Genomic DNA, 13,165 nt, shown 5'->3' on the forward strand with positions numbered 1-13,165 from the left:
TAACTGTGAGGCAGGGAACGTCGTCAACGCAATAAATTAATACAGCAATGATTCAGAAGCACTCGCTATCTTTTCTCACACAGGCTTTAGTCGGAACTCTGGCGGGTACATTTATCGGTTGTGGGGTGCTGTTACCCTCATCGACCGCCATAGCGGGTGCAGTGTTGGGAGTGGTTCGCTCTGACAGTGCAACCGATTGGAGCCAGATCGAAAGTCGGCTCAAAGCCAGCCGGGTCAATTATACAACGGTTGATCTGGAGAATATCCGCAGTCTGACGGATTTAGCAGGCATTCAAGTTTTATTTCTACCCAATGTAGAAGTCCTCAGGACAGAACAGGTTAAAATTATACAACAATGGGTTAATCAAGGCGGAAAATTAATCGCAAGCGGTCCCATTGGTCAGAAATCAACGCCTTTAGCCCGTCAACTGTTGAGGACATTATTGGGGTCCTACTGGGCGTTTCCACTCAGTACCCCCGCCCAACCCGAAGCTAAAAGCCATCGCTGTCAAGAACAAATTTGTCGGGAGTTAACCCAATGGTCGCCGACGGTTGAAAGCCAAGGAACGGTTAACGGGGGCGTACTCATTCCCTCCAGCTTAGAAAGCTACACCGCAGGCGTATGGTCCGGAAGCGGCGGATCTCCGTCTGTCATTACCACCCGCAGTGCAACTTACATCGGTTGGCGCTGGGGAAGTAGTGAAGGAGCAGATGTAGATGCCCTGTGGTTACAAGCGGCGGTTAATCGCTACGAAGGGTCTGTAAATCCCGGTTTAGCCCTAAATTCCCCAACTTCGCCTCCGGTTCAACAACCGGTGCAGAATCCGCCGGAAAATCCAGAACCGAATAATACCTCAACTTTGCCTCCGGTTCAACAACCGGTGCAGAATCCGCCGGAAAATCCAGAACCGAATAATACCTCAACTTCGCCTCCGGTTCAACAACCAACCGTTAACAGTAATCGTCGGAATACTTCTCGGGCGAATACAGCCGCCAATCGTAACAGTAATTCTAATCCAACTTCTGCGGCCGGTCATACTTCTCGGGCGAATACAGCCGCCAATCGTAACAGTAATTCTAATCCAACTTCTGCGGCCGGTCATACTTCTCGGGCAAATACAGCCGCCAATCGTAACAGTAATTCTAATCCAACTTCTGCGGCTCCTCCGACACAACCGAGATCGAGAAATCAAGCCAACCGCCGAGAGCGTACAGACAGACAGAACTCCCGTTCACAAGCCGATAACAACAATAACAATAACAATCAGCCGAGCGCGAGAACCCAACCGGTTCAACCCACTCCTGCGGCTTCTGCGGGTCAAAATTCTTCTGTGCTTTCGAGATTATCACCCGGTTCAACCTCTGGGGCTAATAACCGAAGCGTACCGGAAAACTTTGTCGATCCCTCCGATCAAGTCGCACCTGCGGGGTTAAGCGTTACACCCGGAAACGAACCGATCGATGAATACATGGCGATGGGAATGCGCCAAGAGTTGATGAACCTGTTGGGGCGGTTTGAAAATGCTCTGGCTGCTGCCAATTCTAGCAGTACCCCCGTCAGTTTAAAAGTCGCATCGACTCAACTCAACGAAGTCGCCCAAAGTAATACAATCGATAATCAGTCCGCAACAGCAGTGATCGCCTTTGTTGAGCAAGTTCTCAAAGACTTTCCCGAGTTAGTCAACCAACAAAATTGGGCCGTAGCTCGTCAACAATGGTTAGAAGCTCGTCAGAAACTCTGGGAAAATTATCCCATAGATGGACAACGGGCGGGGGCAGAAATTCGCGCCGTTTGGCTCGATCGCGGGACCATTGTTCAAGCCAGAAGTGAAGCGGGACTCGCCAAAATCTTTGACCAACTCGCCCAAGCGGGAATTAATACCGTTTTCTTTGAAACCGTTAACGCCGGTTTTCCCATCTATCCCACAAAAGTCGCACCCCAGCAAAACCCCTCAACTCGCGGCTGGGACCCGTTAGCCAGCGCCGTTAAACTCGCTCACGACCGCGGAATGGAGTTACACGCTTGGTTGTGGACCTTTGCAACCGCCAACCAGCGTCATAATCCCTTAATTGGTCAGCCTAGCACCTATATCGGGCCTGTTTTAACGGCTCATCCCGACTGGGTTAACCGGGATAATCGGGGTCGAATGTGGCATGAAAACGACGGTAAAGCTTATCTCGATCCGGCAAATCGGGAAGTTCGCAGTTATATTTTGCGGCTCGTTGGAGAAATTGTCTACAATTACGATGTTGATGGGATACAGCTTGATTATATTCGCTATCCGTTTCAAGATCCCAATCGCAATTTTAACTTTGGTTACGGTACCGCCGGACGGGAACAGTTTCGCCAGTTAACCGGAGTCGATCCCATCTCGATTAGCCCGAAAGATACTCAATTGTGGCAACAGTGGACGAATTTCCGGGTTGAACAGGTTAATAGCATGGTTCGGGAAGTGTCTCAATTTCTCCGACAGCAATACCCGGATGTGATTTTCTCCGTCGCCGTTTTTCCCCATCCCGAAGCCGATCGCATTCGTAAAATTCAACAACATTGGGAAACTTGGACGCAACAGAATTATGTCGATCTGTTGGTCCCGATGACTTATTCTCTCGATACGAATCGTTTACAGCGGATTACTCAACCCCTGACTGATTCTAACCGTCTGGGAGCCACTTTAATTGTGCCTTCGGTGAAGTTACTGGATATTCCCGAAATTGTCGCGATCGATCAAATACAAGCCTTGCGGGACCTGCCAACGGGCGGATATTCGATTTTTGCCGTCGAAACCATTGGTTATCATTTGCAGGGATTTTTTAACCGCACTCAGGGATGTGGTCGTCAAGGTTGTCCTTCCACTGCGATCCCTTACCGTGAACCGTTTGTGGCGGCGGCTGACCGTTACACGGCTTTGAAACGGGAATGGAGTTTTCTCCTGGCTAATGACCGTTTATGGATTCGCGACAACGAATTAGAAGCCTTGAGTCGTAAAGCAGAGGAGTTGGGCGAAGCGTTAAATGAGTTGGCGGCTAATCCCACCGCTCAAAATTTTAACAATGCTCAACGCCTCCTGAGTGCGTTTCAAGCCCAGTTTCAACGGTCTATGCGTCTGCAAGCCTTAGAAAGACGCTATCAAGTTGAAAGTTGGGAAAATCGCCTCGCCAGTGTCGAAATGTTACTCCGTTACGGCGAACGAGTTGAGTTAAACCCGTCAACCGCAACCCGTCAATAGGTGTCTGGTGTCGGGATATGCGTCTGTAGGGGCGGGTTCGCCGTTGATTGATCGACTCCAGCCGACAACCGATCTAAACCCGCCAATAGACCTCAGATGTCAGCAGATGCGTCTGTAGGGGCGAGTTCGCCGTTGATCGATCAACTCCAGCCGACAACCGATCTAAACCCGCCCCCTCCTCATATGATATCCGCTTGATTAATGGGTCTTATGGGTGCGGGGCGGGTTTAACTCAATCTCGGAGTGATCGCCCTCGTTCAATGCTGAGGCGCGCCCCTACATGACGCTCATTGATTAGTCGGATCTCATATCAGAAGAACTTGTTGCTAGAGACTCAAAAACCCGGTTTCTTTGAGAAACCGGGCTTTTGGGATGTACCCGCTCGCAACAGCCCTATCAAGCCGAAAATTAACGAACCTGACAGGGGAGTGAATTAGGACGCTGAGAATGTTGTTAACCCAATCGATCGCTTTAGGCTACGATTTCATCTGAGTCTTCTTCATCGGGATCTTTGGCAACCTTTTGTTTAAAGGCTTTCCCGGCGGAAAAAGAAGGAGCGGTGGTTGCGGGAATCGTCATCGGTTGGCCTGTGCTTGGGTTTCGACCTTCACGGGCTTTGCGATGTTTGGCTTCAAATGAACCAAACCCAACCAGCGTTACCTTTTCACCCTCTGCAACTGCATCCATGATACATTCACAAATGGCTGAGACAATCGCATCAGCCTGTTTTTTGGTGACTCCTGCTTTGTATGCAGTTTCTTGGACTAACTGTTCTTTGTTCATGCTAAGTGTACCTCCTGAAGCTATTTTCGCCTGTTTTCTCTCCCGTGAGAACTGATGGCTGTTCTAGCATAAACTGCTTTGTAATAGGCAAGTTTATCCTATTGTTCCACTGGCAATTGTAGGATTTTGACCCAAAAGTTGAGTCGATAGGCTCAGTTCAATCCCAATTATCCTCCCAACATTGACCCGCTCAAACCTCCAGTAAACCTAGATTTATTGCGGGTTTGAGCATTTAGACCCCATCGCCTAAACTCCCTCTAGACTGACCCTAAAGGATCTGAAGCTTGAGTACATTTGCGGGTCAATCTTGCTCAAAGCGATCGCGATCGATCTTTGGAAAAATTTAATCCTTAGGAAATCATTTTGATCGCATTTTGTACTTTCTTGACAATTGAGCAACTCAAAATTACCACCTCGATTCCGCCATTGTTACCCCTAGCCCTTGTGAACTCCTGTCGATATCGTCCATGTGATTTTACTCGTTTTGGGGATTAGTTTTCCTCCTGAGAAAGTGATTTTGCCTGATAAAAACGACAATCTTCACAAGGTCCAGAAGGATTTACCGCACAACGAATATAAGACGAACGTGCATTATATTGGCAGGAAAGATCGCCAATCAAATAGCCCACTCCTTCTACATATTGGGCATCGGGGGGTAAGTCCGATCTGCGCCAATGGGTAACGGTCAAACCCGTTCCCACTGTGGAAAGCTGACCGATAACACGGGTTTCAATTCGTTGGCGGAACTGCCAATAAATAATTGCGGGACTAACTCCAAGAATGAGAATAAATAGGGAAATAAACACGACACAATCTTCTCAAAATTATCGGTTTTTGTAGATATTTTGTCAAGAAACAGTCGAATTCTGAAGGCTTAAAAAATAACCCACCAGATAAAGAGAACCACACAAAACCACTAAGTTTGAAGACGCAGATGAGACGGCCGCCTCTAAACCTGCAATCAAATCGGGATAAGCTTGAGATCTGGCTAAACTCGGACAAATCTGGCGACTTAAGGCCGCTAATTGTTCCGGTTCGGCGCTACTATGGTCGGGTACGGGAACCAAATACAATTGATCTCCCGGACGCAGCAAGGCTTCAAAGATATCAGCATGATCTTTTGTAGATAACATTCCCATCACCCAAGTAATCGGCTGTTGGTTCGATGTAGAAGGTGAGTGATTCACCCCGGCATCTTCAACGGATTGAGGGTTGATACTATCAATATATTGACGCAAAACTTGGGCGGCTGCCGGATTGTGAGCGCCATCAACTAACAGTCGCCGATCGCGCCAATTGGTCCATTGTAGCCTTCCCAACCAGCGAGTTTTTGTCATTCCTTGCCAAATCGCTTCCGAGGAAATCTGCCACCGTTGTTGTTGTAATAATTTTATCGCAGCGATCGCGATCGCTGAATTGATCAGTTGCACCTGTCCCAACAGGGGTAAAGGGTACTCAATATCTTGATAAATCGCTATTGTTAATCCTTGTGATGTTTTTTTGTGCGTCGCAGTTGCCGCTTCTACCCAAACTGCCGGACAGTCTAATTCATTAATGCGCTGTTCGACAACTGCTTGAGCGTCCGGGGGCAGTTTACCAATGACCGCCGGACATCCGGCCTTGAGAACCCCCGCTTTTTCTCTAGCGATATGCGCCACAGTCGGGCCTAAACGTTGCCAGTGTTCGCGACTAATGGAAACGATAGCGCTAACTAACGGGCGATCGCAAACATTTGTTGCATCCAGTCGTCCGCCCAAACCGACTTCGATCACGGCAATATCTACCTGTTGTTGGGCAAAATAAAGCCATGCGGCGGCGGTAATGACCTCAAACTGGGTCGGAGAGGGTTGGTTCGGATCGATCGCCGCTTCGACTTCTAACAGGACTCGTTCGAGATCGGTTCGGGAAATGGGCTGTTCGTTGATACAAATCCGTTCTGTCCAGTCTACCAGATGAGGGGAAATGTAGCGTCCGACTCGATAGCCGGCTTGAGTCAAAATTGAGGACAGGTAAGCGCAGACGGAACCCTTGCCATTGGTTCCCGCAACGTGAATAATGGGAACCTGGTGGTGGGGATTGCCCAAACAGGCGAGTAGGTTTTCAATTCGTTCTAAGCCGAGATGAACCCCAAAGCGTTGGAAGCGTTCTAAAATTTGGTCTACTGTCACGATAGATGATTAAAAGATAAAAGTTTAAGTAGGCAATAAGGAATCTTGCAATAGGGGAAAGGGGAAAGGGGAAAGGGGAAAGGGGAATTCTGAACTCCTGAACACAGCAACTCCTCTCCATCTCCTGACCCCAAAAAATTCCCCATTGATGATCTTTGGCAACAATTTAAGTATTCTATTTCTAGGATTCGTTGGAGGAGGGAGAATCTTCTTCTTCGAGATCGAGGGTGAGTTTTTGTAGAAGCGATCGCAAGGAAGCCCGGGGAATATAGGGCCAGCCTCCGTAAGCTTCGATCTCTTTGAGTAAGGCGTAAAGCGCCTGACGGTTATCCGGTAAAGCCTCTCGAAACCAGCTTTCTCGAATTTCTCGATGCAAGACTTCTAAAGTGCGTAGTATCGCCAACAGTGCGACTGTATCTCCTTTAACGTCTTGGCTCATTGAGCGAATCGTCTGGGTTAGCGATTCTAACTGAGACTTAAACGGTTCTGATTGAAAGTTGGTTTCTGATTCCATGATCAATGCAGCTTGCTCTATTGTTTCTCAATTCTCAGCTTTGTCTAGAACATCTGGCAAGTTTGGGCGGCTCGACCCCGAATATACGGGAGTCTACAGTCAATCAGCAGATCTACCTAAGTAGTTTAGCTCAGGTTGCTAGAAATTCATACTCTAGGCAACAAAAAAAGTCACAAGCCATGTACAATTCTCTATTGGGCGATCATTGAAAGTCCCGATTGCACAAGATAAAAAGTCTGCGATCGGATTCCCAATTCTCCGGGAAAAATCGCAAATAGCAGACAATAAGTGTTCGATTTGTGATCGGTCAAGTTCATGGTAACAGAGACCGATCGCTGAAAATATGTCACATATCGATTGGGGATATAGAGGTTAAAAATGAAATATCGTGCTTTAGTGGCTACACTTTTAGCATTATGCTTGAGTGTACTAACGGCTTGCTCATCCGGGCCAGAAACAAAAGATCGAGAATTACTGACCTATGATGACATCGTTAATACCGGTTTAGCGGTTAACTGTCCGAGTTTACCGGAAACCGCTCGGGGTTCCATTGCTCTTGATGCCAACACATCCTATGAAATTTCCGGTCTGTGTTTGCAGCCAACCAATTATTTTGTCAAGGAAGAACCCACCAGCAAACGCAAAGAAGCTGAATTCGTTCCGGGTAGATTGTTAACTCGATTTACTTATAGTCTAGACCAGGTGGGCGGCTCTTTAAAATTTGATCAAAACGGTGTTCTTACCTTTCAAGAAAAATACGGTATAGATTTTCAGCCGATTACTGTTCGGCTTCCCGGTGGCGAACAGGTTCCGTTTTTGTTTACTATCAAAGGTTTGGTCGCTCAAAGTCAACCCGGTTTATCGAGTATTAATACTTCCACTGACCTCGAAGGCGTGTTTGATGTTCCTTCTTATCGCGGTTCTACCTTCCTCGATCCCAAGGGTCGCGGTTTGGCGACTGGTTATGATAACGCTGTTGCTCTCCCGGCAACCGCCGATGAGGAAACCTTTGCTGAAGCTAATATTAAGCTGGCGGATACTCAAGTTGATGCGGGTAAGATTTCTCTGCAAGTGTCTAAGGTTGATGGAGATACAGGCGAAATTGCCGGAATTTTTGAGAGCGAACAACCTTCAGATTCAGATTTAGGTGCGAAAGAGGCTGTTGAAGTCAAGGTTCGCGGTTTATTCTACGCTCGTGTAGAACCTAAGCGCTCTTAGTCGGTTGATTTTTAACAATTTAGGTTGAACTGCTTTATTTTTCCCGGTTTGGGGGTTTAGTGTTCAATCAATGCTTTGGAGGGGCAAGTTGTCCCTCTTTTTGATTGCTGCTTCTTGGCTTTGATTGTCCATCGATACATTTTAAACGATTGTTTCAAAGCAGTCTCATATCATTTTAAGTTTCATAAACTCCGCTTAAATTTTTAATTGAATCAACCCGTTTCACGCTTATTTATTCCCCAATCTGATAAATTTTTAGGATTCAACCCTTAGCGATCGCCCGGTTGATAACCCGAGTTTAACCCTTGCCGTTACAGGATTTTTAGTTTATACTTGGCACTGGAGGAATAAATCGATATCTCCTTTTCTAACAGTTGTATATAAACACTGTATACCTACGTGAATTTATGGATATTTTCTAATCTTTAGAAAGTTCTCTCCGTAAATTTACTGAATTTCAAAAAACAATAGAAAAACAAATCAGTTTCATCCCGAGACTGATATCATCTCAAAACTTTACCAGAAGCCTGCTCTACCAACGAGAGGATTGACCTATGTTAGCCAAAGCCACCAACACCATCAAGTGCGAAACTCTAGAACTACTGCGTCAGTACCAGTGTTCTCCCTCAAAAGAACTCCGGAATCAGCTTGTACAGCTTAATATCGGACTGGTTCGCAAAGAAGTCCATCACTGGATTAACCAATGTACCGAAAGCTATGATGACTTGCAGCAAGTCGGCTGTATTGGACTAATTCGCGCCATTGAACGGTTTGACTTATCTAAGGGTCACGCCTTTAGTTCTTTTGCGATTCCGTATATTCGCGGAGAAATCCAACATTACCTCAGAGATAAAAGTCTCCCCCTACGAGTTCCCCGCCATTGGGTGACTCTCCAACGTCAAGGAATGAAGCTGTCTCAACAATTGCAAGTGGAACTGAAGCGACAGCCGACTGATGCGGAAATAGCCGCCCGCTTAGGTATCTCAGAAACAGAATGGGGTCAGGTGAAACTTGCGGGTTATAATCGCTCTCTGTTGAGTTTAGATGCTCCGGTTCAAGATGAAAACGAAGGGACTACCTGTCTGGGAGAATTGGTTCCCGATACCCGTTACCGCAGCTTTCAACTCGCTCAAGAAGACCAAATTCGTTTACAGCAAGCCTTAGCCAAGTTAGAAGAAGGGACTCGTAAGGTTTTAGAGTTTGTCTTCCTCTACGACTTAACTCAGAAGGAAACAGCCGAACGCATGGGTATTAGCGCTGTTACCGTTTCTCGGCGCGTTAAGAAGGGCCTCAATTCACTTCAGCGAATTATGGTAGGCTCAGAAGACGAATAATTATAAGGTGCGTGACTATCTACCTCGTAGGGTGGGTCAGATAATTAGCCTCACTATTTAACCGATAACTTTCTGGTCTGACCCACCCTACCCTCACCAATTTTCGTAGGGTGGGTCAGATAATTAAGCTTTGGGTTCAACCGATAACTTTTTGGTCTGACCCACCCTACCCTCTACCATGTAAGCTGGGGTGGGTCAGATAATTAACGTTAAAGTTAAACCCATACATTTGTTGTCTGACCCACCCTACCCTCGGACGAACTCTATCCGATTCAATTAAAATTCCCCGGATTAAGCTGATGATCAATTATTCACAGTTGGGTTAATTCTATGAAAATTACAGAACCCGCAATACTTTTATGCTTCTGGATCTTTTTACCGATGGGGTCTGGGGATTTTAATTATTTATTGGCTCAAATATTTTTGTCTGAGATTAAAGCGGCTCATATTGCTAGACGAGCCGAACAAAATCTGAGTTTAGACCCCGATAATAATAGTGAGCAAGCATTTAAAGACTTTCTTTCAGCGCTTTGGTTTGCACCGGGTAATACAACGGCTTATGCTTACTTTGAAGTTATGAATTCTTATTTAGACTTGTTCAATCCTCAGAACGCAAATCTCATCACTAATACTGAATTAACCCCAGAATCCGATTAAAAATCTTACTTTTTAAGGTAAATTTTCTTCAGATATAATTTTAGTTCAATATGAGTTTGTTTCTCAAATAATTATTGAGGAACAAGGAAAATAACCTTTGATATTGACAGTTAAACATTTCTAAGATTTCAGTAATTATTCTCTTGGCTATCAAAGATTTAAAGTCTAATCTTGATAGTAGAGGTAGCAATTAACCTGATGTCATATGATATCCGACTAATCAATAATCCCAAGTGTAGGGGCGGGTTCTGCATTGAGCTTGACGACCACTGCGAGATTGAATTAAACCCGCCCCACCCCCATAAGAAAATTAATCAACCGGAGATCATATCAGTTGCTACCCCATTAGTCGTAGGAGTTACCAAAAAATGAGTGGTTCAGCTTTTGACGGTTTAGACGAGAATAGTTTCTTTGATAGAGTTAAAGCCAAGTTTTCTGAAAAAGTACCCGATTTATCTCAGACGTTAAATATTGCTATTATTGGGAAAGTTAGCTCGGTAAAAAGTTCTTTAATCAATGCTTTATTAAAACTCAGCCGAAGGCAAGCTTTAGAAATAGCAAAAGTAGGGGCGATTTCAGGAGTTACAAAAGGTTTAACCATCTTAAAACTTGATGAAAAAGTCTGTCTGATTGATTCACCAGGACTTGATGATGTGCGTGCGGAAAATAGCGATGTAACTCAAAATTTTCTCAAACATATCGATGTAGGAGTTTTTGTCGTCACAGGATCATCAGATGCTTCTCAGAAAAAAAATCTAGATGATTTGAGAAAACATTGTGATTCAATCTTTGTAGTTCTCAATAAGATTGATGAGTGGGATGACCTCGATCCAACGGTTATTGATGAGGTAATAAATCAGTGGAAAAATGACTTGAAAGTTGATAAAATCTATCCAACTTGTGCAAAAGGTTACGACCCTAAAAGTCGTCTCCCCAAGATGGATATTAGAGGTGTTTATCAGCTTCGTAAGGATATTGAGGAGTTCCTCCAAAAAAAGGGAAAGGACTTATTGCTCGCAAGACACATGGCTGAGAAAACTCCTTATGCTGTTGGAATAATTGTAGCAGCATTAGTAGCAGTAGCGGCTGAAGCATTCCTTCCGGGTAGTGCTGCTTTTATAACAGCAACGCAGGCAGCGGCTATTGGATCTTTGTATTATCTATACACGGGTCAGATTCTCTCTCCAACGGCAGCTATTGCAGTTCTTCCTACATTTTTGTCTCAGACTGTGGGTTTAAGTTTATTTTTGTTTGTCGAGTCGTTTCTTCCCCCAACAGGAATTATTGATGTAGCTGCGGCAAGTGTAGCAGTTGTTATTACTCTGGCTATGTTAGCAACTGTTAATTCTATACTTTCTAAGGGCGCTAAACTTGAACAAAAAGAACTGCTACAGTCAAAATTCAAAACCTATCATAAGCAGGCTAAAACACTTTTTAAGGATTTGGCATTAACCGATATAAATGATTTGCAGAGTTTGACAGGAATAGTTACCAAATTTCTCTCTTAATTTTTGCATAAGTCAGATTAGAATAGTAGGGTGGGTCAGATAATTAACCTTTGAGTTCAACCGATAACTTTTTGGTCTGACCTATCCTACCATGTAAGCTTGGGTGGGTCCGATAATTAACCTAACACTTAAGCCGATAAATTTTTGGTCTGACCCACCCTACCCTCATCAATTTTCGTAGGGTGGGTCAGATAATTAACCTAACAATTTAACCGATAAATTTTTGTCTGACCCACCCTACCATGTAAGCTTGGGTGGGTCCGAAGATTAACCTTTGAGTTGAACCGCTCAATTTTTTCTCTGACGCACCCTACAATGTAAGTGGCACTTTTCCAAGGACTAAAACAGGTGACTACTGCTATTGAAACACAATTGCTCGATCGCATCAAAACTCATCGCGATCGCGTAGACTATCTTGAAATTCGACTCCAACAAAGCGAAACCACATCTATTTCTTTTCGGGGTTCTCGCTTAGACGCCGTGAACCGGAGTTTTTCCCTTGCGGGGGGTATTCGCGCCTGTCACAAAGGGGGTTGGAGTTTTGTCACGTTTAACGGTTTGTCCGAACTTGACGATCGCATTACCGAAGCCATTTCTCAAGCCTATTTAATCGGACATGAAACCACCCAACTGGCTGAAATTGAAGCGATAGAGGATCAGGTTTCGGTGAAATTGGGTCGCGATCCGCGAGGAATTTCCTTGCAAGAAAAACGTCAACTCATCGAAAATTATAACAAACTTCTGTTGGATTTTGACTCTCGCATTCAAACCACAGCCGTAAGTTATACTGACCGTTTTAGCACCACCTATTTTGTCAATTCTCAAGGCAGTTGTATCACTCAAGAACGTCTGGATGTGACGGGTCGTTTTGGAGCAATTGCGACCAATAATGGTACGGTCAGACAAGGTTTTGAATCGATTAATTCTCGCTCTGATTATAATGTTTTAATCGGGATTGAAGATCGGGTTCAAAGTGCAGCCGAACGTGCTATTCGTCAGTTAGAAGCTGAGTCTGTCAAAGGCGGTCAATATACGGTGGTTCTCGATCCTTATTTGGCGGGTGTGTTTATTCACGAAGCGTTTGGTCATCTGTCTGAAGCCGATTTTGTTTATGAAAATCCGCGAATGCAGGAGTTATTACAACTGGGTAAACCGATGGCTATTGAACAGCTTAATGTGATTGATGATGCCACAATTCCTGATTTACCCGGTTCGATTTTATATGATGATGAAGGGGTTCGGGCGCAACGCAAATATTTGATTCAAAATGGAGTTTTAACTCAACGCTTGCATAATCGGGAAACCGCAGGTAAACTGAAAGAATCTCCAACCGGAAATGCTCGCGCTTTGAATGCGACTTATCCCCCCATTGTCCGTATGACTAATACTGCTATCGAAGCCGGCGATCGCTCGTTTGAGGAGATGATTGCTGATATCGATGAAGGGGTTTATGCGGTGCGAATGTTGGGCGGTCAGACGAACGGGGAAATGTTTACCTTTGCGGCGGCAGAAGGCTATATGATTCGTAACGGTCAGATTGCCGAACCGGTCAGCGATGTAACGTTAACTGGGAATGTCTTTCAAACGCTCAAGGATATTGAAGCGATCGGCAATGATTTAACCTATACCAATGGCGGTTGTGGAAAAAGCGGTCAGATGCCTCTCCCGGTGAGTGTCGGCGGACCGCACGTTCGGATGAAGGATGTTGTGGTTGGCGGTCGATAACAGCATTGAAAACATTAAAGCGGGTTTT

At 45.2% G+C, this 13,165-nt stretch carries 10 protein-coding genes; 6 read left to right on the plus strand and 4 right to left on the minus strand.

Translation table 11 applies throughout. From position 1 onward, the window contains the following. Positions 1-47 precede the first annotated feature (47 nt). A complete protein-coding gene (locus tag ACL6C3_RS04495) occupies positions 48-3,230 on the plus strand; it encodes a family 10 glycosylhydrolase (RefSeq protein WP_413165711.1) in 3,183 nt (1,060 codons plus the stop codon). Positions 3,231-3,701: 471 nt separating this feature from the next. Here ACL6C3_RS04495 and ACL6C3_RS04500 read toward each other — a convergent pair whose 3' ends face one another. The 4 genes from ACL6C3_RS04500 to ACL6C3_RS04515 form a co-directional block, all read right to left on the minus strand. After that, the gene (locus tag ACL6C3_RS04500) at positions 3,702-4,013 is read right to left on the minus strand and encodes an HU family DNA-binding protein (RefSeq protein ID WP_413165712.1); all 312 of its coding nucleotides are present in this window, start codon (positions 4,011-4,013) and stop codon (positions 3,702-3,704) included. A gap of 491 nt (positions 4,014-4,504) precedes the next feature. Next, on the minus strand, positions 4,505-4,819 hold the full coding sequence (locus ACL6C3_RS04505; protein ID WP_413165714.1) for a DUF6464 family protein: 315 nt from the start codon (positions 4,817-4,819) through the stop codon (positions 4,505-4,507). A 42-nt stretch (positions 4,820-4,861) separates the two neighbouring features. Next, complete coding sequence (locus tag ACL6C3_RS04510) at positions 4,862-6,181, minus strand: bifunctional folylpolyglutamate synthase/dihydrofolate synthase (RefSeq protein ID WP_413165716.1); 1,320 nt, start codon at positions 6,179-6,181, stop codon at positions 4,862-4,864. Positions 6,182-6,362: 181 nt separating this feature from the next. Then, positions 6,363-6,695, minus strand: a complete 333-nt coding sequence (locus ACL6C3_RS04515; RefSeq protein ID WP_413165718.1) for a hypothetical protein — start codon at positions 6,693-6,695, stop codon at positions 6,363-6,365. 378 nt (positions 6,696-7,073) lie between these two features. Between ACL6C3_RS04515 and ACL6C3_RS04520 the strand changes: the two genes are divergently transcribed. The 5 genes from ACL6C3_RS04520 to ACL6C3_RS04540 all read left to right on the plus strand — a co-directional run bounded on the left by ACL6C3_RS04520 (position 7,074) and on the right by ACL6C3_RS04540 (position 13,137). Beyond that, the gene (locus ACL6C3_RS04520) at positions 7,074-7,913 is read left to right on the plus strand and encodes a photosystem II manganese-stabilizing polypeptide (RefSeq protein ID WP_413165720.1); all 840 of its coding nucleotides are present in this window, start codon (positions 7,074-7,076) and stop codon (positions 7,911-7,913) included. A gap of 554 nt (positions 7,914-8,467) precedes the next feature. Further along, positions 8,468-9,247, plus strand: a complete 780-nt coding sequence (locus ACL6C3_RS04525) for an RNA polymerase sigma factor SigF (RefSeq protein WP_413165722.1) — start codon at positions 8,468-8,470, stop codon at positions 9,245-9,247. Between the two features lie 330 nt (positions 9,248-9,577). Beyond that, positions 9,578-9,904, plus strand: a complete 327-nt coding sequence (locus ACL6C3_RS04530) for a hypothetical protein (RefSeq protein ID WP_413165723.1) — start codon at positions 9,578-9,580, stop codon at positions 9,902-9,904. A gap of 368 nt (positions 9,905-10,272) precedes the next feature. After that, complete coding sequence (locus ACL6C3_RS04535; protein ID WP_413165725.1) at positions 10,273-11,412, plus strand: GTPase; 1,140 nt, start codon at positions 10,273-10,275, stop codon at positions 11,410-11,412. Between the two features lie 348 nt (positions 11,413-11,760). Next, entirely contained in the window at positions 11,761-13,137 is a 1,377-nt protein-coding gene (locus ACL6C3_RS04540; RefSeq protein ID WP_413165727.1) for a TldD/PmbA family protein, read from the plus strand. Positions 13,138-13,165: the final 28 nt, after the last annotated feature.

It is taken from the genome of Capilliphycus salinus ALCB114379 (assembly GCF_047276495.1).
In the GTDB taxonomy this organism is placed as follows: domain Bacteria; phylum Cyanobacteriota; class Cyanobacteriia; order Cyanobacteriales; family Microcoleaceae; genus Capilliphycus; species Capilliphycus salinus.

What these genes read in the sequence shown, in the direction of transcription:
- ACL6C3_RS04495 (WP_413165711.1), top strand. Translation starts at nt 48, where the DNA reads ATGATTCAGAAGCACTCGCTATCTTTTCTCACACAGGCTTTAGTCGGA.
- ACL6C3_RS04500 (WP_413165712.1), bottom strand. Translation starts at nt 4,013, where the DNA reads ATGAACAAAGAACAGTTAGTCCAAGAAACTGCATACAAAGCAGGAGTC.
- ACL6C3_RS04515 (WP_413165718.1), bottom strand. Translation starts at nt 6,695, where the DNA reads ATGGAATCAGAAACCAACTTTCAATCAGAACCGTTTAAGTCTCAGTTA.
- ACL6C3_RS04520 (WP_413165720.1), top strand. Translation starts at nt 7,074, where the DNA reads ATGAAATATCGTGCTTTAGTGGCTACACTTTTAGCATTATGCTTGAGT.
- ACL6C3_RS04525 (WP_413165722.1), top strand. Translation starts at nt 8,468, where the DNA reads ATGTTAGCCAAAGCCACCAACACCATCAAGTGCGAAACTCTAGAACTA.
- ACL6C3_RS04530 (WP_413165723.1), top strand. Translation starts at nt 9,578, where the DNA reads ATGAAAATTACAGAACCCGCAATACTTTTATGCTTCTGGATCTTTTTA.
- ACL6C3_RS04535 (WP_413165725.1), top strand. Translation starts at nt 10,273, where the DNA reads ATGAGTGGTTCAGCTTTTGACGGTTTAGACGAGAATAGTTTCTTTGAT.